19 protein-coding genes are annotated in these 20,300 nt (G+C 70.9%); 8 read left to right on the top strand and 11 right to left on the bottom strand.

Going from position 1 to position 20,300, the window contains the following annotated elements; genetic code table 11:
- The first annotated feature begins 37 nt into the window (after positions 1-37).
- The 4 genes from ACTWNK_RS26440 to ACTWNK_RS26425 are packed head-to-tail and all read left to right on the top strand — an operon-like array spanning position 38 to position 3,496.
- Complete coding sequence (locus tag ACTWNK_RS26440; protein ID WP_474307238.1) at positions 38-2,062, top strand: sensor histidine kinase; 2,025 nt, start codon at positions 38-40, stop codon at positions 2,060-2,062.
- Positions 2,059-2,421 (top strand): DUF742 domain-containing protein, encoded by a 363-nt coding sequence (locus tag ACTWNK_RS26435; RefSeq protein WP_474307237.1) that lies wholly within the window; start codon positions 2,059-2,061, stop codon positions 2,419-2,421. Before ACTWNK_RS26440 ends, ACTWNK_RS26435 begins: the two co-directional genes overlap by 4 nt.
- On the top strand, positions 2,402-3,010 hold the full coding sequence (locus ACTWNK_RS26430) for a GTP-binding protein (protein ID WP_474307236.1): 609 nt from the start codon (positions 2,402-2,404) through the stop codon (positions 3,008-3,010). Before ACTWNK_RS26435 ends, ACTWNK_RS26430 begins: the two co-directional genes overlap by 20 nt.
- 24 nt (positions 3,011-3,034) lie before the next feature.
- Positions 3,035-3,496 carry an Lrp/AsnC family transcriptional regulator gene (locus ACTWNK_RS26425; RefSeq protein ID WP_474307235.1) on the top strand — a complete coding sequence of 154 codons (462 nt, stop codon included), beginning with the start codon at positions 3,035-3,037 and terminating at the stop codon, positions 3,494-3,496.
- A gap of 127 nt (positions 3,497-3,623) precedes the next feature.
- On the opposite strand, the gene ACTWNK_RS26420 is transcribed toward ACTWNK_RS26425, so the two are convergent.
- The 6 genes from ACTWNK_RS26420 to ACTWNK_RS26395 all read right to left on the bottom strand — a co-directional run bounded on the left by ACTWNK_RS26420 (position 3,624) and on the right by ACTWNK_RS26395 (position 10,283).
- On the bottom strand, positions 3,624-4,595 hold the full coding sequence (locus ACTWNK_RS26420) for an N-acetylglucosamine kinase (RefSeq protein ID WP_474307234.1): 972 nt from the start codon (positions 4,593-4,595) through the stop codon (positions 3,624-3,626).
- Positions 4,595-5,854, bottom strand: coding sequence for a 6-phospho-beta-glucosidase (locus tag ACTWNK_RS26415; protein WP_474307233.1), 1,260 nt, complete (start codon positions 5,852-5,854; stop codon positions 4,595-4,597). Before ACTWNK_RS26415 ends, ACTWNK_RS26420 begins: the two co-directional genes overlap by 1 nt.
- Entirely contained in the window at positions 5,851-6,741 is an 891-nt protein-coding gene (locus tag ACTWNK_RS26410) for a carbohydrate ABC transporter permease (RefSeq protein WP_474307232.1), read from the bottom strand. The genes ACTWNK_RS26415 and ACTWNK_RS26410 overlap by 4 nt, the downstream gene beginning before the upstream one ends.
- The gene (locus ACTWNK_RS26405; protein WP_474307231.1) at positions 6,738-7,610 is read right to left on the bottom strand and encodes a carbohydrate ABC transporter permease; all 873 of its coding nucleotides are present in this window, start codon (positions 7,608-7,610) and stop codon (positions 6,738-6,740) included. The genes ACTWNK_RS26410 and ACTWNK_RS26405 overlap by 4 nt, the downstream gene beginning before the upstream one ends.
- Positions 7,611-7,679: 69 nt before the next feature.
- A complete protein-coding gene (locus ACTWNK_RS26400; RefSeq protein WP_474307230.1) occupies positions 7,680-9,026 on the bottom strand; it encodes an ABC transporter substrate-binding protein in 1,347 nt (448 codons plus the stop codon).
- A gap of 57 nt (positions 9,027-9,083) precedes the next feature.
- Entirely contained in the window at positions 9,084-10,283 is a 1,200-nt protein-coding gene (locus ACTWNK_RS26395) for an ROK family transcriptional regulator (protein WP_474307229.1), read from the bottom strand.
- Between the two features lie 357 nt (positions 10,284-10,640).
- On the opposite strand from ACTWNK_RS26395, the gene ACTWNK_RS26390 reads away from it, so the two are divergent.
- The 4 genes from ACTWNK_RS26390 (at position 10,641) to ACTWNK_RS26375 (ending at position 16,299) form a co-directional block, all read left to right on the top strand.
- Entirely contained in the window at positions 10,641-12,851 is a 2,211-nt protein-coding gene (locus ACTWNK_RS26390) for a HelD family protein (protein WP_474307228.1), read from the top strand.
- A gap of 528 nt (positions 12,852-13,379) precedes the next feature.
- Positions 13,380-14,948: an apolipoprotein N-acyltransferase gene (gene lnt / locus ACTWNK_RS26385; RefSeq protein WP_474307227.1), complete on the top strand. Its 1,569-nt coding sequence runs from the start codon at positions 13,380-13,382 to the stop codon at positions 14,946-14,948.
- Entirely contained in the window at positions 14,945-15,697 is a 753-nt protein-coding gene (locus ACTWNK_RS26380) for a polyprenol monophosphomannose synthase (RefSeq protein ID WP_474307226.1), read from the top strand. Before lnt ends, ACTWNK_RS26380 begins: the two co-directional genes overlap by 4 nt.
- Before the next feature lie 83 nt (positions 15,698-15,780).
- Entirely contained in the window at positions 15,781-16,299 is a 519-nt protein-coding gene (locus ACTWNK_RS26375; RefSeq protein ID WP_474307225.1) for an FxsA family protein, read from the top strand.
- Between the two features lie 85 nt (positions 16,300-16,384).
- Here ACTWNK_RS26375 and ACTWNK_RS26370 read toward each other — a convergent pair whose 3' ends face one another.
- The 5 genes from ACTWNK_RS26370 to ACTWNK_RS26350 form a co-directional block, all read right to left on the bottom strand.
- Positions 16,385-16,729, bottom strand: coding sequence for an RNA polymerase-binding protein RbpA (locus tag ACTWNK_RS26370; protein ID WP_474307224.1), 345 nt, complete (start codon positions 16,727-16,729; stop codon positions 16,385-16,387).
- A 160-nt stretch (positions 16,730-16,889) separates the two neighbouring features.
- Complete coding sequence (locus ACTWNK_RS26365; RefSeq protein WP_474307223.1) at positions 16,890-18,254, bottom strand: MFS transporter; 1,365 nt, start codon at positions 18,252-18,254, stop codon at positions 16,890-16,892.
- 15 nt (positions 18,255-18,269) lie between these two features.
- Positions 18,270-19,067, bottom strand: coding sequence for a glycerophosphodiester phosphodiesterase family protein (locus ACTWNK_RS26360; protein WP_474307222.1), 798 nt, complete (start codon positions 19,065-19,067; stop codon positions 18,270-18,272).
- 85 nt (positions 19,068-19,152) lie between these two features.
- Positions 19,153-19,692, bottom strand: a complete 540-nt coding sequence (locus ACTWNK_RS26355; RefSeq protein WP_474307221.1) for a TrmH family RNA methyltransferase — start codon at positions 19,690-19,692, stop codon at positions 19,153-19,155.
- A gap of 2 nt (positions 19,693-19,694) precedes the next feature.
- Positions 19,695-20,288, bottom strand: coding sequence for a class I SAM-dependent methyltransferase (locus ACTWNK_RS26350; RefSeq protein ID WP_474307220.1), 594 nt, complete (start codon positions 20,286-20,288; stop codon positions 19,695-19,697).
- Between the last annotated feature and the right edge of the window lie 12 nt (positions 20,289-20,300).

Genomic DNA, 20,300 nt, shown 5'->3' with positions numbered 1-20,300 from the left:
AGCGGGTTCCTCAAGAACTTCGCCGGGACGGATGCCCATGCGTTTGCGCGACTCCCGCGTGCGGACCAAGGTCGCAGCGCTGCTGCTGTCTCTGGTCGCGCTCTGGGCACTCGCTGTGTGGGTGACCGTGCGCGACGGCCTCGACCTGCACGCCGCAAGCAGCCTCGACCGCGATGTGGCGGTTCCCGCGGGCCGTGTCATCCTCGCGCTGCAGCACGAGCGCAAGGCGCCCGCCGACTCGGCCAGGCGCGTGGCCACCGACGCCGCCATCGCCGCCTTCCGGCAGTCGGCGACCAAGGAGTTCACCCAGCTCGCCGCCGAACCCGATCTGCAAAGGCGGGTGGCCGAGGCGCTGGGCGCCCTGGACGCGGCTGTGGTGGCCCGTGGGCTGCCGACCAGGACCTGGGCCATCGGCAAGGCCGTCGCGGCCCTGCACCGCGCCCAGGAGGCCGTGCCGACGCTCGATGCCGACAGCGCGCGCAACGTCGTGGCCCACAGCAGGGCGCGGGAGCTGCTGTCGGCCGAGGACGCGCTGGTGGCGGCCGGCATCGAGGGCGAGGCGGGCAGGTTCACCTTCGCCCAGGCCGTCGGCGCGCGGCGCCAGGCCATGTTCGACCTGCCGGTGGCCAGCAGCTACGAGCTGGCCAGGCTCCAGGTGCTCGAAGACCTCACCGCCGACGGCGTCGCCAGCTCCTCCCAGTGGGCCGCCGCGGCCAGGCCCGCCATGGCCCGCCTCGACGAGGACCTGCGCGTGGCCAGGGCGCTCGGCGCCGCGCGCCAGGCGCCCGAAGGCGACGCGATCGTGTTCAGGCTGGTGCTGGCCGTCGGCCTCGGACTGCTGGCCGTCGGCGCGGCGGCCGTCGCCTCCATCACCACGGCGCGCACCATGCTCGCCCAGCTCGACACGCTCAAGACCGCGGCGCACGAACTGTCGGACCAGCGCCTGCCCGACGTCGTCGAACGGCTCGGCCGGGGCGAGCACGTCGACGTGGCGGCCGAGGCGCCGCCGCTGGCCTTCGGCGACGGCCAGATCGGCGCGGTCGGCGACGCCTTCAACACCGTGCGCGAGACCGCGGTCAGGGTCGCCGTCGAACAGGCCGAGCTGCGGCGCGGCATCCGCGAGATCCTGCTCAGCCTGGCCAGGCGCTCGCAGTCGCTCGTGCAGCGCCAGCTCACCGTGCTCGACGCCATGGAGCGCCGCGAGCACGACCCCCAGGAACTGCGCGACCTGTTCAGGCTCGACCACCTGGCCACCCGGATGCGGCGCAACGCCGAGAACCTCATCGTGCTGTCGGGCGCCTCGCCCGGCCGTACCTGGCGCAGGCCGGTGCCGATGATCGACGTCGTGCGCGGCTCGCTGGCCGAGGTCGAGGACTACACGCGCGTCACGCTCTCGCCGATGGGAGAGGTCCAGCTCGAGGGCAGGGCCGTCGGCGATGTCGTGCACCTGCTCGCCGAGCTCATCGAGAACGCCGTCTCCTTCTCGCCGCCGTACACGATGGTGCAGGTGACGGGCGACCTGGTCGCCGACGGCTTCGCGTTCGAGATCGAGGACAGGGGCCTCGGCATGTCGCCCGAGGACCTCAAGGAGGCCAACGAACGCCTGTCGGCGCCGCACGAGATCACACTCGGCGGCGCGGCCAGGCTCGGACTGTACGTCGTGGCCAGGCTCGCCGAAAGGCACGGCGTGCGCGTCGAACTCGGCGCCTCGCCGTACGGCGGCACGACCGTCGTGGTGCGGGTGCCCGCCGAGCTGGTCAGCACCCATGTCGTGGCCGCGCCCGCGGCCGAGGAACAGGAGGTCGCCGAAGAAGCGAACAGGGAAGCCGACGAGCTGCCGCGAGAGCAAGCGGTCAGCGTACGACGCGTCGAGCCGACGGCCGGGTTCACCCCCGGCGGCCTGCCGCTGCGCGTCCCCCAGACCAACCTGGTGCCCGAGTTGCGCGGAGAGGGGACGCAGACGGCCATCGAGAGCCGTGACCGCTCCCCCGAGGAGATCCGCGACATCATGGGCGCCTTCCAGCGCGGGACCGAACGTGGCCGAACGGAGGACGGCCCATGACGAACGAGGAGGAGTGGGTCGATCCCGAGATCGTCCGGCCGTTCGTCATGACGCGCGGGCGCACCCAGCCGACCCGCGGCACCTTCGACCTCATCACCCTGGTCGTGGCGCTGCGGCAGGTTCCGGGTGGGGAGGCTGGGTTCGAGCCGGAGCATGCCGCACTCGTGCGGCTGTGCCCGCGCCCGACATCGGTCGCCGAGCTGGCCGCGGAGCTCGACCTGCCTGCGGGCACGGTCAGGGTGCTGCTGGGCGACCTGCTTGACAAGGGGTTCGTGACGGTGCGCGAACCCCGGCCTGAAGTGGACGGTCAAGACGAGAACATGTACAGGGCGGTGCTCGATGGACTTCGGTCGCTCTGATCCGCGGCGGCTGCCCACCGCGATCAAGATTCTGATCGCCGGCGGTTTCGGCGCGGGCAAGACCACGATGGTCGGTGCCGTGTCCGAGACCCGGCCACTGCGCACCGAGGAGCTGATGACAGTGCGCAGCCTCGGCGTCGACGACATGTCGGGCGTCGAGGCGAAGATGACCACGACCGTGGCGATGGACTTCGGCAGAATCACGGTCAACAAGGACTACATGCTCTACCTGTTCGGGACGCCGGGCCAGGAGCGGTTCTGGTTCGTGTGGGACGAGCTGGCGATGGGCGCGCTCGGCGCGGTCGTGTTGGCAGACACCCGCAGGCTCGCCGACTGCTTTCCCTCGGTCGACTACTTCGAGCGGCGCGGCACGCCGTTCGTGGTGGCGGTCAACTGCTTCGAGGGGGCCGAGGAGTTCGCCCTCGACGAGGTGCGGATGGCGCTCGGCCTGGAGACCCACATCCCGATCATGTTGTGCGACGCGCGCAGGCGCGACTCGACCAAGGAGGTCCTGATCTCGCTGGTCGGGCATGCGATGGAGATGCGGGCGCGCGGCCAGGACGAGGTCGCGGTCGGGACCATGCCGTGACCATGTACCGCTACCTTTGATCGGATGGAGGAGATCGATCGCCGGATCGTCACGCTGCTGGCCGCCGACGGCCGGATGAGCTTCACCGATCTGGCCAGAGAGACGGGCCTGTCGGTTTCCGCCGTCCACCAGAGGGTCAGGCGGCTGGAGAAGCGCGGGGTGCTGCGGGGTTACGCGGCCCACGTCGACTACGACGCGATCGGGCTGCCGATGACCGCGTTCGTGTCGATCAAGCCGATCGATCCCGCCGCGCCGGACGACGCGCCCGACAGGCTCGCGCACCTGAGTGCGATCGAGGCGTGCCACAGCGTCGCGGGCGACGAGAGCTACATCCTCAAGGTCCGCGTCGCCTCGCCGATCGGGCTGGAGGAGGTGCTGCAGCAGATCAGGGAGGTGGCCAACGTCTCCACCCGCACCACGGTCGTGCTGAGCACCCCCTACGAGCACCGGGCGCCGAGGATCGAGGAGCCGGGCAAGGAGCAGTGACCCGTAGGAAGCAGTGACCCCGCAAGGGGCAGTGACGCCGCAAGGCGGGTGAACGCGCGGAGGCGGGGCCGGTCCGACCGGCCCCGCCTCCGCGCGTGTCGCCGCCGCGCCCGTCCCGCGTGCCGCCCTAGCGGCCGCCGTCGAACGCGGCCCGCAGCCTGGCCCTGGCCTCCTCGCCCGCGCCGAGCCGGTCCAGCCCGTTGAGCGCGGCGCCCACGATCGGCGGCACGTCCGCCACCACCAGCTTGGCCCTGGGCGCCCTGGCGGCGAAGGCGGTGTCGAGCATGCTCATCAGCAGCGGGTCGCGCGCGGTCAGCACGCCGCCGCCCAGCACCACCTCGGTCGGCGTGTCGAGCAGGTCCAGGCGGCGCAGCGCCACCTCGGCCAGCACCGTCACCTCGTCGGCCAGCCGCCGCAGCAGCGAGACGGCCACCTCGTCGCCGTCGGCCGCCGCGGCGAACAGCGGGCGGGTCAGCTCGGCGAGCCTGACCGGGTCCTGCTCGCCGAAGTGCAGGTCGAGCACGAACGCCTCGACCGTCGGCGTGCCGAAGTGCGCCTTGACCACCTCGGCCAGCACCGTGGCCGGACCGCGCCCGTCCTCGGCGCGCACCGCGTGCCACAGCGCCTCCTCGCCCAGGCCGATGCCGCCGCCCCAGTCGCCGCTGATCCGGCCGAGCGCGGGGAAGCGGGCCACCTCGCCCGTGGGCGAGACGCCGACCGCGTTGATCCCGGCGCCGCACACCACGGCCACGCCGCTCGGCCCCGACGCGCCCGCGCGCAGCAGCGCGAACGTGTCGTTGGCCACCAGGACGTCGCCGCCGAGCCCGCGCGCGAGCATCTCGTCGCGCAGCGCCTCCTCCTCGACCGGCAGGTCGGCGCCCGCCACGTAGGCGGCCACCAGGTCGGCGTACGGCGGCGCCGTGTCCTGCCCCAGCGCCCGCCGTACGGCCTCGGTCACGACGTCGACGGCCGCGCCGACGCCGGAGCTCTGCGGCGTGAAGGCGCCCGCGCGGCCGGTGGCCAGGACCGAGCCGTCCTCGGCCACCAGGGCGACGGCGGTCTTGCTGTTGCCGCCGTCGACCGCGAGCACGGTGCGCACTATGACACCGTCCAGGGCAGGTAGGCGCGGTTGGCCTCGAGCAGCAGCCTGGTCAGCTCGTCGCCGATCGCGTCCTGCCCGACGAGCGGGTGGGCCAGCAGGGCGTTGCGCACCCGGTCGGCGCCGCCGTGCACAGCCGCGTCCAGAGCCAGGCTCTCGTACGCGGTGACGTGCGCGATGAGCCCGGCGTACAGGGGTTCGACCGGCGCGACGGGCAGTGGGACCGCTCCCGTCGCGGTGATGGTCGCGGGCACCTCGATCACGGCGTCGTCGGCGAGGAAGGGCAGCGTGCCGTTGTTGCGCACATTGACCACCTGCACGTCGCCGCGGTCGCCGAGCAGGGAGGCGATGAGCGCGACGGCGGCCTCGGAGTAGTAGGCGCCGCCGCGCTTGTCCAGCAGGGCGGGCTTGGTCTCGACCGTGGGATCGGCGTAGATCTCCAGGAGCTGGGCCTCCATCGCCGCCACCTCGGCCGCCCTCGACGGCTTGCTGCGCTGCTCCTCCACCACGATGTCGTGGGCGTAGAAGTACCGCAGGTAGTAGGAGGGCACCACGCCCAGGCGCTCGACCAGCGACAGCGGCAGGCCGATGTCGTCGGCGATCTCCTGGCCGTGCTCGGCGATGAGCCTGGGCAGCACGTCCTCGCCGTCGACGAGAACGGAGCGCTCCCAGGTCAGGTGGTTCAGCCCGACATGGCCGAGTTCGACGCGGCCCGGCTCGACGCCCAGGTGCTTGGCGAACCTGCGCTGGAAGCCGATCGCCACGTTGCACAGGCCGATCGCCCGGTGCCCCGCGTCCAGCAGCGCCTTGGTGACGATGCCGACCGGGTTGGTGAAGTCGACGATCCAGGCGTCGGGGGCGTGCTCGCGGATCTTCTCGGCGATGTCGAGGACCACGGGGACCGTGCGCAACGCCTTGGCCAGACCGCCGGCGCCGGTGGTCTCCTGGCCGACGCAGCCGCACTCCAGCGGCAGCGTCTCGTCCACGTTGCGTGCGGCCTGGCCGCCCACGCGCAGTTGCAGCAGCACCGCGGCGGCGCCCGCGACGCCCTCCTCGACGCTCGTCGTGGTGCTGACCGCAGCCGGGCTGCCGGCGTGCGCCAGCATCCTGGTGGCCATGCCCGCGATGAGGGCGAGCCGCTCCTCGTTGGGGTCGATCAAGGTGATCTCGGTCAGCGGAAGCTCGTCCCGCAGCCTGGCGAAGCCATCGATCAGCTCCGGCGTGTATGTCGAGCCGCCCCCGATAACGGCGAGTTTCAACCCTTCACTCCTGTCAAAGTCACGCCCTCGATGAAAACCTTCTGGGCGAAGAAGAACACGATGATCACTGGGGCCATGACGAGCAGGGTCGCCGCCATGGTGAGGTTCCACTGCACGCTGTGCAGGGCCTTGAAGGACGCCAGACCGATGGACAGGGTCCAGTTCTGTTCGTTGATCTGGGCGTACAGCAGGGGACCGTAGTAATCATTCCAGCAATAGAAGAACTGGAACAAAGCGACTGCCGCGATGGCGGGCCTGGCCATCGGCAGCACGACCCGGACGAGGGTGGTGAAGTCCGAGCAGCCGTCCACCCTGGCCGCCTCGGTGTACTCCTTCGGGATCGTGACCAGGAACTGGCGCAGCAGGAAGATGGAGAACGCGTCGCCGCACAGCATGGGCAGGATCAGCGGCCACAGCGTGCCGGTGAGGTCGGCCCTGGCCCAGATGAGGTAGACCGGCACCGCGATGACCTGCGGCGGCAGCATCATCATGGTGATGACCATGAGGAAGGCCGCCTTGCGCCCGCGGAAGCGGAACCTGGCCAGCGCGTAGGCCACCGGCACCGACGACAGCAGCATGAAGGCGGTGCCGAGCCCGGCGTACATGAAGCTGTTGAGCGTCCAGGTCAGCAGCGGCGACCTGACGAAGATGTCGGCGAAGTTGCTCCACTGCCACGTCTCGGGCCACAGGCTGCTGGTCAGCGCCTGCTCGTCGGTCATCAACGCGGTCAGCGCCACGAACACCAGCGGCCCGAGGAACATCAGCGCGACCGCGACCGCGATCGCGTGCGTGGCCAGCCACGACAGCCGGGCGCGCAGGCGATGGCGGCGTACGGTGAGGGCCGGTCGCGGGGCGGCCTGGGGCCGCGCGGGTGCGGTGACGGTCACGAGGCCTCCTCGACCTTCCTGAACTGCCGCAGCAGGATCAGGGTGAAGATCATCGACGCGCCGAAGAGCAGCAGCGCGAGCACGCACGCGTACCCCATGGAGTAGTCGCGGAACCCGGCGTGGAAGAGCCACTGCGGAAGCGTCAGCAACGACATCTCCGGATAGCCGGGCGTGAACGTGGTGCCCGCCGAGTCGGTCGCGCCCGACGCCACCCTTGAGGCGATCATCGCCTGGGTGAAGTACTGCAGGGCGTAGATGACGCCGGTCACCGCCGAGAACATCAGCACCGGCGAGATCGTCGGCAGCGTGATGCTGCGGAACTGCCGCCAGGCGCCCGCCCCGTCGATGGCCGCGGCCTCGTACAGGTGCTTGGGCACGTCCAGCAGCGCCGCCAGGAAGATGACCATCGTGTTGCCGATGCCCCACATGCCCAGCAGCGTCAGCGAGGGCTTCGACCACGAGGGGTCGCCGAACCAGTCAGGCCCGGTGATGCCCACGGCCGCGAGCAGCTGGTTCCACGGCCCGGTCGCCGGGTTCATCAGGAACACGAACGCCACGGTCCCGGCCACCATCGGCACCAGCGAGGGCAGGTAGAAGATCGTGCGGAACAGCCCGACCCCGGCCTTGAGCCTGGTCACCAGCTGGGCCAGCGCCAGGGCGAACACCAGCTGGGCCGGGACCATGAACGCCACCAGCCACAGCGTGTTCCTGGCCGAGATCCAGACCCGGTCGTCCTTCAGCATGTACGCGTAGTTGTCCAGGCCGATGAACTCCAGCTCGAACAGGTCGTAGCGGTGGAAGGAGAAGTAGACGGTCGCCAGCAGCGGGTAGAGGAAGAAGACGCCGAAGCCGAGCAGCCACGGCGACATCCAGACGAGGGCACGGAGGCCCTCGCGGCGCCGCCATCGCGGCGCCGCGTGGGTGGCAGCCATCGCCGATCAGCCCCCGGACAGCTTCAGCTTGTCGTTGATGCGCTTGTCGACGTCGGCGAGACCGGCGTCGAGGTCCTTGACACCGCCCTTCTCCCACGAGGTGAGGAAGGTGGAGAAGACGTCCTGGTTGAACACGCTGTTCACGGTCGCGGGCAGCGTGCTGGTCTTCGGGTGGGCGAAGATGTCGAGGAAGGTCTTGAACTGCGGGTCGGCGGCCAGCGCGGGCGACTCCATGGCCGCCTGGGTCGTCGGCACGTTGCGCAGCACGTTGGACAGGCCCACCAGGCTGTCGGTGTCGGTGGTGAGGTACTTGACGAACTCCCAGGCGTGCTGCGGGTTCTTCGAGCCCTTGGGCACGGCGATCACGGTGCCCGCGGTGAAGCCGGAGCCGTACAGGTCGGGCTTGTCGTCGGCGACCGGCAGCGGGGCCGTGCCGTAGTCCAGGTCCTTGGCCTTGGAGTCGGCGGCGATCATGGCGTTGCGCCACTCGCCGTCCAGGACCATGGCGACCTTGCCCTTGAAGAACGGGTGGTCGGCGCCCCACTCGTCGCCCAGGCTCTTGCGGAACTTGTCGAGGTTGGCGTAGCCGTACCAGTCGACGAGGTCCTTCTGCCAGGTGAGCAGCTGCTTCCAGGCGGGGTCCGAGCCGATGGCGGAGGTGCCGTCCTCGTTGTACCACTTGGCGCCGGTCATCGGGCCGAGGTGGGAGGGGGAGTTCTCGTAGTACTGGAAGCTGGGGATGAAACCGGCGACCTTGATCGAGCCGTCGGGGTTCCTGACCGTGAGCTTCTTGGTCAGCTCGGTCAGCTCGGTGAGCGTCTTGGGCGGCTCGTTGCCCTTCATCAGGGCCTTGTTGTAGTACAGGCCGTAGGCGTCGGCCAGCAGCGGCATCGCACAGCGCTTGCCCTCGAACTCGGTGTAGGCGCGTGCGGCGGCGGGCAGGATCGACAGGTCGATGCCGTCGGCCTTGATCACGGCGTTGAGGTCCTGGAAGACGCCGCTCTTGCACCACTGGGCGACGTTGTCGGTGGTGAAGGAGGCGGCCACGTCGGGGGCCTTGCCGCCGCGGACGGCCGCGGTGATCTGGTCGTCCTGCACGCCCTTGGTGAGCTTGACCTTGATCTGGGGGAACTTGGCCTCGAAGCCCTTGATGGCGTCCTCGAAGGCCTTGATCTCGCTCTCGGCCACGACGCCGTGCCAGAACTCGATGGTCGCGGCGGGCAGCGCCTGTGAGGCGGCGCCCGAGGGCTTGGGCGCGCCGAGTGAGGGCGCGGCCTGCTTGCCCGCCGTACAGGCGGTCAGCGCGAGGGCCATGAGCCCGGCGGCGGCCATGGGGATGAACCGTCGGTGCACGGGGGTGCCTCCTAGCAAAGGGGGTTGAGATGGGTTCTCAGGAGGGGGAGCGGGGGATCAGGCGGGAACGGTGGAGCTGAAGACCTCGTCGCGGGTGGTGTCGAGAGCGAGGTCGAGCGCTCCGGCGAGGACGGGGTTGCCCTCGACGCTGGACAGCCGCAGCTTGGGCCGCGGGATGGTGAGCGCGTGCAGTTCGTGTTCGACGAGTTCGCACAGGGAGGTGCCGCCGGCCAGCAGCATGGCGCCGCTCAGCACGACGAGTTCGGGGTCGAGGACGGCGGTGATGGCGGCCAGGCCGGTGGCCAGGCGCTTGGCGACCTCGCGCAGGCCCTCGGCCGCCTCCTGGCCGCCGGACTCGGCTGCCTTGACCGCGTTGTGCAGTGCGGTGGCCGGGTTGGCGCCGCGGATGCCGTAGGAGCGCAGCAGCGTGCGCACGGTCGGGCCGCCCGCCAGGCTCTGGAAGCCGTGGTCGGCGTGCCTGCCGGTGTCCCTGGCCGTCGGCGCGCCCGGCGTCGGCATGTAGCCGACCTCGCCCGCGCCTCCGGTCGCGCCCCGGTGCAGCCTGCCGCCGAGCACGACGGCCGAGCCGATGCCCTCGTCGGCCCACAGCAGCACGAAGTCGGGGTGGCCGTGCGCGATGCCGCCGGCGAGTTCGGCCAGGGCGACGAGGTTGACGTCGTTCTCGACGTCGACGGACACGCCGAGGCCGTCGCGCAGGGTGGGCACCAGGTGCGGGATGTGCCAGCCGGGGATGGGCGGCGTGGCGTAGCCGAGCCTGCCGGTCTGCGGGTCGAGCGCGCCGGGGATGCCGATGACGGCCCTGCGCAGCGAGTCCAGGCCGATGCCCGCCTGCCCGCACGCGCCTTCGAGCGCGGCGCGCACCTTCGCCACCACGTCGCCGCCCGCGCGGCCCGGTGTGTTGTGCCGGTGCTCGCCGACCACCGCGCCGGTGATGTCGGCGACGGAGGCGAGGATGCGAGAGGGTGTGACGTCGAGCCCCGCCACGTACGCGGCGTGCGGATTGATGCGGTAGACCTCGGCGGTGCGCCCGGGCAGTCCCTCGCGGATGCCGTCGAGGACGACGAGCCCGGCCTCCTGCAGGCGGGCCAGCAGTTGGGAGGCGGTGGGCTTGGACAGCCCGGTGAGGGTGCCGATCTCGGGGCGGGTGAGCGGCCCGCGGTCGAGCAGCGCCTGCAGCGCGGCCTTGTCGTTGATGGCCCGCAGCAGGCTCGGCGTGCCCGGTGTCGGTACGCTCATCTCAGTGATGCCCCCCAGCCTCATCCGAATCACGCTCCCGCACGTCGGGAGGCTCTTCGGAGTTAGGAAACTTTCCTAACTTGGGGAGAACGTACGGAGTCGTCCCCGCCTTGGTCAAGGGGGGAAGGCGAAGGAAACCAAGCTGTGACCGTGCCGTGGCGACACGTGTGCCGGTGTGGTCGCGATGGAAGATGTGAGTGGCTCGACGGAGCTGCTAGTGTAGTGATTTGTCGTGACAACTAGCTAAATGGCCCGGAGCGTCCCATTAATACCGAGACTAATGGAACGACCGCCACTCGTCAAACCGAGCTGGCAAAAGAGCAAGACTACGTCTCCAGGCTCTATGCCCGCCTGGACGTGCTGCGCGAGCGTACCCAGAAGCAGCTGAAGGACGTCCTGGCGCAGGGCGCCGTCGGCACCCAGCAGAACAGGTCCGAGCGCGACTCCTTCGCCGGCATGTACGCCGCCAGGCTGGCCAGGCTGTGGGCCGTCGAGCGCGGCCTGGTGTTCGGCAGGCTCGACCTCGCCGAGGACCGCATCTCGCTCTACATCGGCAAGCTGGGCATCTCCGACGACGAGCAGGAGCGCCTCCTCATCGACTGGCGCGCGCCCGTGGCCCAGCCGTTCTACCGCGCGACACCCGCCACCCACATGGGGGTGACGCGCCGCCGCCACCTGCAGACCAAGGGCCGGGTCGTGGTCGGCGTCGACGACGACCTGCTTGACGTGGAGGGCCTGACCGACGACGACCGCGCCACGCTCAACGGCGAGGCCGCCCTGCTGGCCGCGCTCGACGAGAACCGCACCGGCCGCATGCGCGACATCGTCGCCACCATCCAGGCCGAGCAGGACCGCGTCATCCGGGCCGACCTGAACGGCGTGCTCGTGGTCCAGGGCGGGCCCGGCACCGGCAAGACCGTGGTCGCCCTGCACCGTGCCGCCTACCTGCTCTACACCCACCGGCAGAAGCTGGAGCGCCGGGGCATCCTCATCGTCGGGCCCAATCTGACCTTCCTGCGCTACATCGAGCAGGTGCTGCCCTCGCTCGGCGAGACCGACGTGCTGCTGGCCACCGTCGGCGAGCTGATGCCCGGCCTGGTCGCCACCGCCAGGGACACCCCCGCCGTCGCCGCGCTCAAGGGCGACGCGCGCATGGCCGACGTCGTGGCCAGGGCCGTACGCGACTGGCAGCGGGTGCCGCGCCAGGCGATCGAGATCAAGCTCGGCCGCTACGCGCTGACCGTCGACAGGAACATGCTCGAAGGCGCCAAGAACAAGGCCGTCAGGGCCAAGCGCCCGCACAACCAGGCCCGTTCGATCTTCGTCAGGTCGATACTCAACGCGCTGGCCCGCCAGGCGGCCAAGAAGCTCGGCCGCGGCATGATCGACGAGGACGAGCTCGCCGACCTGCGCGAGGAGCTGCGCACCGAGCCCTCGGTCAAGACCGCGCTCAACCGGCTGTGGCCCTACCTGACGCCGCAGCGCCTGCTGGCCGGCCTCTACGCCTCGCCCGAGCGCCTGGCCCAGGCCGGGCAGGACCTCACGCAGGCCGAGCGCGACCTGCTGCGGCGCGCGCCCTCGGCGAAGTGGACCGAGTCGGACGTGCCGCTGCTCGACGAGGCCGCCGAACTGCTCGGCGACATCGACGAGCAGGTGCTGCGCGCCACCGCCCTGCAGGCCGAGGAGGAGCTCGCCGCCGCCAGGGCGCTGGCCGAGCAGGAACGCGACTACGAGATCAAGTACGCCAAGGAGGTCCTGGAGCTCACCGGCCTGTCGGACGTGATGGACGCCGAACGGCTGGCCGAACGGCACCGGGGCGACGAGCCGTACCTCACCACGGCCGAGCGCGCCGCGGCCGACCGCTCGTGGGCCTACGCGCACGTCATCGTGGACGAGGCGCAGGAGCTGTCGGCCATGGCCTGGCGCTCGGTGATGCGGCGCTGCCCGAACCGGTCGATGACCATCGTCGGCGACATCGCGCAGACCGGCGCGGTCGGCGGGGCGCGCTCGTGGGGCCAGGTGCTCGACCCGTACGTGGCCGGGCGCTGGCGGCAGGAGCGGCTGACGGTCAACTACCGCACACCGGTCGAGCTCATGGCCGTGGCCGCCGACGTGCTGGCCACCATCGACCCCTCGCTGCAGGCGCCGACGTCGGTGCGCGAGAGCGGCGCGGTGCCGTGGTCGGCCCCGCTGGCCGCGCTGCCCGCACTGGTCAAGGCGGAGGCCGGCGAGGGCGGCAAGCTCGTCGTGCTGGCGCCGGTCGCCAGGATCGCGGAGATCGGCGCGGCGGTCGCGGCCGAGATCGACGGCGTGTCGGTGCTCGGGGGCGGCGAGCGGCCCGCCTCCGACACGCTGGACGCGCCGGTGGCCGTGATGGGCGTCACCGACGCCAAGGGGCTCGAGTTCGACTCGGTGATCGTGGCAGAGCCGGAGGCGATCGTCGGCGAGTCGCCGCGCGGCGCCAACGATCTTTACGTCGCGCTGACCCGGGCCACCCAGCGGCTCGGCGTGGTGCACGAAGCCCCGCTCCCACCGGGGTTGCAGCGCCTGGAGCCCCGTATCTCCTGATGGGGACATCACCTCACATGGCGGCATTGAGGTGGCTCGCCGAGCATGTCCTAGCTGCGAAAACTTGAGGTTTCCGCTGATCGGGACACGGTTGACATCTGAGCTTGAGTCGGTAGTTTGCTGCCCAGTCCAGCATGGGACTTGGCCGGTTGGCCGTCTCTGACATCGTCGGATCCTGCGTCCGTGACGGAGCGTGACTTCGTCCTTACAGCCAGGTGCAGGGCCGTCGGTCCGTCGAGTCGGGGCACCCCAACCGGGCGGGGGGTTGGACCCGGGACGGGCCCGGATGCCCAGTAGACAACGGAACTCCGCGCTCGCCGCCGACGAGACGGGTCCGGTCCGAAGGGTTTCCGGGCCCTCTTCCCGTTCCCGTGCGCGGACCACCGCATGCGCCGGGTGGTCCCGCGGCATCCGTCTGCCGCGGGGCCACCCCGCCGTGTCCTTGGCGGTACGTTTGAACGGGCGCGCACCCAGCAGGGGCGCCGGGCGTGCGGCACACAGGAACGAGGCGCGGCAGTGGTGCAGGAGATGACGGGTGTGCCGGCCGCCGAGCCGGTCGCCGGGCCGGGCCGCCCCGCACGGGCCCGGGGCGCGGTGGCGCGTGCCGTCGCGGGAGCCGTGGGCGGCGTGCTGCTGTTCCTGGCCTTCCCGCCGCTCGACTGGTGGTGGTGCGCGCCGTTCGGGCTCGCGCTGTTCTTCGGGGCCGTCGTCGGGGTGCGCGTGCGCAGGGCCCTGTGGCTCGGCTATCTGTCCGGGTTGGTCTTCCTGCTGCCGACGTTGCACTGGGTGACGCCGATCGGTGTTGACGCCTGGCTGGGCCTGGTGGCGATCGAGAGCCTCTTCTACGCCGTTCTGGCTGCCGGGGTCGCCCTGGTGTCCCGGCTGCCTCTGTGGCCCCTCTGGGGGGCCGCGCTGTGGGTCGCCATGGAGTGGGCGCGAGGCGTGTTCCCCGTCGGCGGGTTCCCGTGGGCCCGGGTCGCCTTCAGCCAGGGGGAGTCGCCCTTCACCGGCTACGCGGCGCTCGGCGGCGCGCCGCTGGTGAGTTTCGCCGTCGCGCTGACCGGCGGGCTGCTGGTGGTCGCGGCCGCACGGGTCGGGGCCGCGGGCGGGCTGCCGGGAGCCAGGGTGGTCGCGCTGCCGCTGCTCGGCGTGGTCGCGGTGCCGCTGCTGACGTTCGCCCTGCCCAGGCCGGGCGACGAGGGGCGCACGGTCAATGTGGGCATCGTCCAGGGCAACGTGCCGGGCGAGGGCATGTACCCGTTCGGCGACGAGCCCGCCGTCGTGCTCAGGAACCACACCGACACCACCAAGGCCATGGCCAAGGCCGTGCGCGAGGGCAGGCTGCCCAGACCCGACCTGGTCGTGCTGCCCGAGAACTCCACCGACATCGACCCCTACCGCAGTGAGTTCGCCCGTGCCCTGATCGACGACTCGGTCAAGGACGTCGGCGTGCCCACGCTCGTCGGCGCGGTCGTGGCCGTCGGCGCCGAGCACCGCGCGACACGCAGCCTGGTGTGGGACCCGGTGACGGGCCCAGGCGCCTACTACGACAAGCAGCAGCTCGTGCCGTTCGGCGAGTTCACGCCGTTCAAGGAGATCGTGCTGGCCCTGTTCGAGCGGGCCAACCTGGTCGGCAGGCAGTCGGTGGCCGGGACACGCGACGGCGACCTGAAGCTGGGCCCGGTCACGGTCGGCGCGGTCAACTGCTACGAGGTCGCCTTCGACGGCGTCGTACGCGGCACGGTCAGGGCCGGCGGCACGCCGCTGGTGGTGCAGACGAACAACGCCAGTTACGCATTGTCGAACCTGCCTCCCCAGCAGCTGGCCATGTCCAAACTGCGCGCCGTCGAGCACAACAGGGCCGTCGTGACAGCCGCCACGACAGGGATCTCGGCTTTCGTGACTCCGGACGGTAAGGTCTCCTGGCAGACGAAGGAACGCGTGGCCGACATGACGGTCGTGAAGGTCCCCGTCCGCACCCGCTCCACCATCGCCACCCAGGTGGGGGCGGCTCCCGAGTGGGCATTGATATCGGTGGGCGCGGGCGCCGTGGCTCTGGCCTGGTGGCGGCGCAGGAGGACGAGGAGCGATCGATGACGGAGCGGATGCTGGGCCGGGTGCTCGTCATCGTCCCCACCTACAACGAGCGTGAGAACCTGCCGCTGATCGTCGAGCGGTTGCGGGCGGCCGTGCCCGAGGCGCACATCCTGGTGGCGGACGACAACAGCCCCGACGGCACCGGCCGGGCGGCCGACGAGATCGCGGCGGCCGACGAGCACGTGCACGTGCTGCACCGCGAGGGCAAGCAGGGACTCGGCACGGCCTACATCGCGGGCTTCCGCTGGGGGCTCGGCCAGGGCTACGACGTCATGGTGGAGATCGACGCCGACGGCTCGCACCAGCCCGAGGAGCTGCCCAAGCTGCTGCAGGCCCTGTCGGAGGGCTCGGACCTGGTGATCGGCTCGCGCTGGGTGCCGGGCGGCAAGGTCGTCAACTGGCCTGGCAGGCGCGAGCTGCTGTCCAGGGGCGCCAACCTCTACACCAGGATCATGCTCGGCCTGCCCGTGCGCGACGCCACCGCGGGCTTTCGCGCCTACCGCGCCTCGGCGCTGGAGAAGATCGGCCTGTCCGACGTCGAGTCGCAGGGCTACTGCTTCCAGATCGACCTCACCCTGCGTACGGCCAGGCACGGCCTGCGCATCACCGAGGTGCCCATCACGTTCGTCGAGCGCACGATCGGCGCCAGCAAGATGAGCAGGGCCATCATGGCCGAGGCGCTGTGGCGCATCACGATGTGGGGCGTCACCGGCCTGCCCACGAGGAGCCGCAACAAGGGCGCGCGCTGAGAGCCCGATGATCACCGGAACGTCCTGGCCGTGCCGTACGTTGGACAGGGTGTACGGCTGACGCGGTTGAACGAGGACATGTGATGCGGCTCCTGCTATTCCTGGCCTTCCTGGCCGTCCCGGTGCTGGAGATCTGGGTGATCATCCAGGTGGGCGGCGCGATCGGCGCGTGGCCGACGGTGGCGCTGCTGCTCGGCGGCGCCCTGCTCGGCGGCTGGATCATGCGGCGTGAGGGCCGCAGGGCCTGGCGCAACCTCCAGGGCGCGCTCAACGAGGGCCGGATGCCCGACAGGGAGCTCGGCGACGCCGGGCTGATCATGGCGGGCGGCGCGCTGCTGGCCGTGCCCGGCTTCGTCGGCGACGTCGCGGGCCTGCTGTTCCTGCTGCCGTTCACCAGGCCGCTGGTGCGCAGCCTCGGCTCGTGGTTCTTCGCCAGGCGGCTGAAGGCGATGGCCGCCGCCTCGCCCTACTCCGGTCTGGGCGCCATGCCGCCGTTCTCCGTACAGGGGCAGGGGCCCGAGCAGGCGCAGGGCGAGCGGGCGCACCCGGGCGCGGGCAAGGTCGTGACCGGCGAGGTGATCCGCGAGGACCGCGACGCCTGAGACGCGCGCTGCTTGGACGTCCGGTGCCTGGACGTCGAAAGCCCCCGGCCGTAGTGGCCGGGGGCTTTCGACGTGGTGTCAGAGGTCAGGCGCTCTTGCGGCGTTGTGCGCGCAGAATCGCAAGCCTCTCGTTCAGGACTTCTTCCAGATCCTCGATCGATCGCCGTTCGAGAAGCATGTCCCAGTGTGTCCTGGCCGGCTTGGCCTTCTTGGCCTCAGGCTGTTCGCCGTCCAGGCGTACCGCGGTCGCACCGCACATGCGGCACTCCCATGTCGCCGGGATCTCGGCCTCCGCGGCAAGTGGCACCTCGAAGCGATGACCCTTTGAGCAGGTGTAGGACACCTCCTGGCGCGGAGCCAGATCCGTGTTACGGTCGTTCTCGTAGCTGGTTGCCCCGAGTCGGGTACCGCGAAGCGCGCGCTCGCCCATGTCTAAATGCCTCCTACAGGGCCCCCATTGTGAGGGGTCTGTCTCCCACGGTGTCTAACGCTTGATACCGTGAAGGGATTCCCACCCAAGTGGTGATCCAATCGCGCTTTCCCGACGTCGCGTGTCACGATCTCGCATGGAGCGCCGCGCGGGCCGGGCCTCAGAGGCGTTCGGGCACGTCGTTGCCCGCCGCGCGGATGGCCTTCGGCAGGTTGATCATGGCGAGCAGCACGCCGCCGACCACGAAGAAGATCACCAGTGAGATGATGCCGAGCCGGTAGCTGTCGGTCAGCTGCAGCGCCAGGCCGAGGGTGAACGAGCCGAGGAAGGTCGAGCCCTTGTCGCTGATCTCGTAGAGGCTGTAGTACTCCGCCTCCTTGCCCTTGGGGATCACGTGCGAGAACAGCGAGCGCGACAGCGCCTGGGTGCCGCCCATGACGATCGCGATCGCGAAGCCCAGCGCGAAGAACGGCAGCGCCGACCCCTTCGGCAGGAAGTACGCCACCGCGACCACGGCCGTCCACCCGACCAGCGCGCCCAGCACCACCCGCTTGGCGCCCAGACTGCGCGCCAGCCGCCCCAGCAGCAGCGCCCCGCCGAACGCGACGAACTGCACCATGAGGATGGCCCCGATGCGCACCGTCTGGTCGAGCCCGAGCTCCTTGTCGGCATAGGTGGCCGAGAAGGAGATGACGGTCTGCACGCCGTCGTTGTAGATGAGATAGGCCACCAGGAACCCGAGCGTCAGCGGATAGCGCCGCAGGTCCTTGAGCGTGCGCCACAGCTGCCTGAACGACCCGCTGACCGCCTGCCCGGCCGTCTCGCTCCTGCGCGCACGCGCGTGCCTGTTGCGCAGCCGCATCATCGGGATCAGCGTGAACCCGCCCCACCACAACCCGGCCGACGCCAGCGCGATCCGCACCGCCGTTCCCCCCTCAAGGCCCAGCGCCTCGGCGTTGAGGAAGAGCCCCAGGTGTACGGCCAGCAGCAGCCCGCCGCCCAGATAGCCGAACCCCCAGCCCATCGCCGAGACCCGGTCGCGCTCGTCGGCGGTCGAGATGTCGGGCAGGAAGGAGTTGTAGATGACGAACGCGCAGGCGAACCCGATGTTGGCGACCAGGAACAGCACCCCGCCCAGCAGGTAGCGCCCGTCGCCGACGAACCAGAAGCAGACCGTGGCCAGCGCGCCGAGGAAGGCGAACGCGCCCATCAGCTCGCGCTTGCGCCCGGTGTGGTCGGCCAGCGCGCCCGCGATCGGCATCACCAGGATCTGCAGGATCGCCGCCGCGCCGACCACGAAGGAGTAGTAGGCGCTCGGCCGCACGTCGATGCCGAAGACCGGCACGTAGGCCGCGCCCGCAGCCGCCTTCTCCGCGATGTCGGTCAGGTAGGGCCCGAGGAAGACCGTCAGGACCGTCGTGGGGAAGGCGGAGTTGGCCCAGTCGTACCAGTACCAGCCGCGCTGCTCGCGACGCCTGGCCTCGGGGGATTCGTCGAAGACCGCAGGGGGTGCGGGGACTGTCATGGAGGGGGGCTCCTGTCAGGCGGCGAGTGTGCCGGGATGCCACTGGTCGCGGGCTGCGAGGACGTCGCGCAGGCCGGAGATGTTGTCGGTCATGATGCCGTCGACGCCGAGGTCGAGCAGCGTGTTCATACGGGCCGGGTCGTTGACCGTCCACACGTGCACCTGCATGCCGAGCGCGTGCGCGGTGCGTACCAGGGAACGGGTGGTGACGCGAAGGCCCCTGAAGCCCACCGGCACCTGCGCGCACGGCACGCCCGCGCGGGCCAGGCGGCCCATCATCCGGCCGTAGCCGGACGTCGCCGCGGCGGCGCGCAGGGCGGCGACGCCGCGCGGGCCGAGCGCCGAACAGACCTCGCGGCCCATCGCCGCACGCGCCCTGATCAGCCGCAGGTCGGAGAAGGAGGTCAGGCAGATCCGGTCGTAGGCCGAGGTGCGCCTGACCGCCTCGGCCAGCGGGCCGATGACGCCCGCCTCCTTGACGTCGATGTTGAAGCGCACGTCGGGCCAGGCGCCGAGCAGGTCCTCCAGCAGCGGGATCTCCTCCGAGCCGCCGATGCGGGCCCTGCTGACCTCACGGTAGGGCAGTTCGGCGATGCGCCCGCGCCTGTCGGTGACCCGGTCGAGCGTGTGGTCGTGGAAGGCGACGAGCACACCGTCGGAGGTGGCCTGCGCGTCGGTCTCCAGATAGGTGTAGCCGAGCCCGACCGCGCGCTCGAAGGCGGCGAGGGTGTTCTCGCGTCCTTCCGCGGCTCCTCCGCGGTGGGCGAAGGCCAGCGGCCCGGGGTGGTCGAGGAAGGCGAATCGGCTGTACACGAGCGTGAGTATGCCTCTTGTCCGTCCGCCTCGTCATGGCGGCGTGGTGAACGTTTGGGTCACGAATCGGTCAGATTCCACCGTGTCATGAATCCTGTGCCCTGGCCCATTCCTGCCGCCTGGCCTCGGCCAGTGCGATGGCCGCCGCGACCGAGACGTTGAACGACCCCACCTTGCCGACCTGCGGGATGTAGCCGACCGCGTCGGCCGCCTCCAGCAGCGCGGGCGAGCAGCCGTGGTCCTCGCTGCCGACCACCAGGCACACGTCGCGGTCCAGGCGCGCCTCGTGCAGCGGCACCGCGTCGCCGGTCAGCTCGATCGCCACGACCGCGTAGCCGTCGGCCTTGGCCGAGGCGACCGCCTCCAGCGCGGGCACGGCCTCGTGCCAGGTCACCAGCCGCTCGGTGCCGAGCGCGGTCTTGCCCGCCTTGGGATTGGTCGGCGGGGTGGCGTTGCCTGCGAGCCAGATCTCGTCGACGCCGAACGCCGCGGCGCTGCGGAAGATCGAGCCGATGTTGAAGGGGCCGGTGACCGACTCGACGATGAGCGCGATCCTGTTGCCGGTGTTGCGGCGCCAGGTGCGGTTGAGGCGCTTGACGTCGGTCGGGCGCAGCTGCCTTCTCATGTTCACGTTCGGATCGCTTTCAGGATGCGGTAGGCGGCACGGGAGGTGTGACGGGTGGTGGGCCAGCCCTGCTCGGTCAGCCAGCGCTGCAACGAGTCGGAGCCCAGGTGCTTCTGCACGACCAGGTGCGCGGCGGCGCCCGGCTCAAGCCTGGACAGCCACCGGGTGAGCATCGCGTGCATGGCCGGCTTGCCGATGCGGATCGCCGGATTGGACCAGATGGCGGCGAAACGCACGTCGTCGGGCACGTCGTCGACATGACAGGCCCGCACGCCGTGCAGCCCGGCGGCCTCGGCGTTGCGCTCGGTGAGCTCCACACTGCGCCTGTTGACGTCGACCGCCCACACGGTCGCGCCCGGCGCCCGCGCGGCCATCGTCAGCGCGATGGGACCGTAGCCGCAGCCCAGGTCGAGCAGGTCGCCCTCCGGCGGGGGAGCGGGCACGCTCTCCAGCAGGATCCTGGTGCCGAGGTCGATCTGTCCCGGCGAGAACACGCCGCTGTCGGTGTCGAGCCGCAGATGCAGGTCGGGCAGCACCAGGTTGACCGAGCCCGGTCTGCTCGCCGCGGCGGGCTGCTCCTCGAAGTAGTGGGCCACGTGGGAAGACGT

This window comes from Nonomuraea sp. IBHARD001 (genome assembly GCF_056106265.1).
Note: the sequence above shows the minus strand (reverse complement) of the source record. Positions and strands in the feature narration are given on the sequence as shown.

Bases quoted from the DNA above. Each gene is read 5' to 3' on its own strand.
- ACTWNK_RS26440 (WP_474307238.1), top strand. From the start codon at position 38: ATGCGTTTGCGCGACTCCCGCGTGCGGACCAAGGTCGCAGCGCTGCTG.
- ACTWNK_RS26435 (WP_474307237.1), top strand. From the start codon at position 2,059: ATGACGAACGAGGAGGAGTGGGTCGATCCCGAGATCGTCCGGCCGTTC.
- ACTWNK_RS26430 (WP_474307236.1), top strand. From the start codon at position 2,402: ATGGACTTCGGTCGCTCTGATCCGCGGCGGCTGCCCACCGCGATCAAG.
- ACTWNK_RS26425 (WP_474307235.1), top strand. From the start codon at position 3,035: ATGGAGGAGATCGATCGCCGGATCGTCACGCTGCTGGCCGCCGACGGC.
- ACTWNK_RS26405 (WP_474307231.1), bottom strand. From the start codon at position 7,610: ATGTCGCCGTGGCTGCTCGGCTTCGGCGTCTTCTTCCTCTACCCGCTG.
- ACTWNK_RS26395 (WP_474307229.1), bottom strand. From the start codon at position 10,283: ATGAGCGTACCGACACCGGGCACGCCGAGCCTGCTGCGGGCCATCAAC.
- lnt (WP_474307227.1), top strand. From the start codon at position 13,380: ATGACGGGTGTGCCGGCCGCCGAGCCGGTCGCCGGGCCGGGCCGCCCC.
- ACTWNK_RS26380 (WP_474307226.1), top strand. From the start codon at position 14,945: ATGACGGAGCGGATGCTGGGCCGGGTGCTCGTCATCGTCCCCACCTAC.
- ACTWNK_RS26375 (WP_474307225.1), top strand. From the start codon at position 15,781: ATGCGGCTCCTGCTATTCCTGGCCTTCCTGGCCGTCCCGGTGCTGGAG.
- ACTWNK_RS26370 (WP_474307224.1), bottom strand. From the start codon at position 16,729: ATGGGCGAGCGCGCGCTTCGCGGTACCCGACTCGGGGCAACCAGCTAC.
- ACTWNK_RS26365 (WP_474307223.1), bottom strand. From the start codon at position 18,254: ATGACAGTCCCCGCACCCCCTGCGGTCTTCGACGAATCCCCCGAGGCC.
- ACTWNK_RS26355 (WP_474307221.1), bottom strand. From the start codon at position 19,692: ATGAGAAGGCAGCTGCGCCCGACCGACGTCAAGCGCCTCAACCGCACC.